1 protein-coding gene is annotated in these 462 nt (G+C 59.1%); it reads right to left on the bottom strand.

The genetic code is table 11. The annotated features are described in order from the left end of the window. A partial coding sequence (locus tag SB822_RS54975) for a beta-ketoacyl synthase N-terminal-like domain-containing protein (RefSeq protein WP_410858833.1) occupies positions 1-462 on the bottom strand: 462 nt, incomplete at both ends.

The raw sequence follows: 462 nt of genomic DNA, 5'->3' as shown, positions 1-462 counted from the left end.
AGTGCAAACCCGTTGTACACGCGGTGACGATGGCGAGATTCGGACCCTTGATGCCGAACTTGATCGACAGGTGCCCGGAGATCATGTTGATGATCGACGCCGGCACGAAGAACGGCGAAATGCGGCGCGGGCCGCGATTGAGCAATTCGGTTTGCGTGACTTCGATCATCGGCAGACCGCCGATGCCCGAGCCGACCACGACGCCGATACGCTCCGAATTCTCGTCGGTGACTTCAAGGCCGCTGTCCTGCATCGCCTGGATGCCGGCAGCCACGCCGTAATGGATGAACGTGTCCATGTGGCGCGCTTCCTTACCGGGGATGTAGTCCTCGATATTGAAGCCCTTCAACTCGCCGGCGAAACGAGTCGAGAAGTTCGTAGCGGCGAACTTCGTGATATTGGCAATACCCGACTTGCCGGCGACCAGATTGGCCCAGCCGTCGGCAACATTATTGCCAACAG

This window comes from Paraburkholderia sp. SIMBA_054 (genome assembly GCF_046534875.1).
GTDB classification, from domain to species: Bacteria; Pseudomonadota; Gammaproteobacteria; order Burkholderiales; family Burkholderiaceae; genus Paraburkholderia; species Paraburkholderia hospita.
Note: the sequence above shows the minus strand (reverse complement) of the source record. Positions and strands in the feature narration are given on the sequence as shown.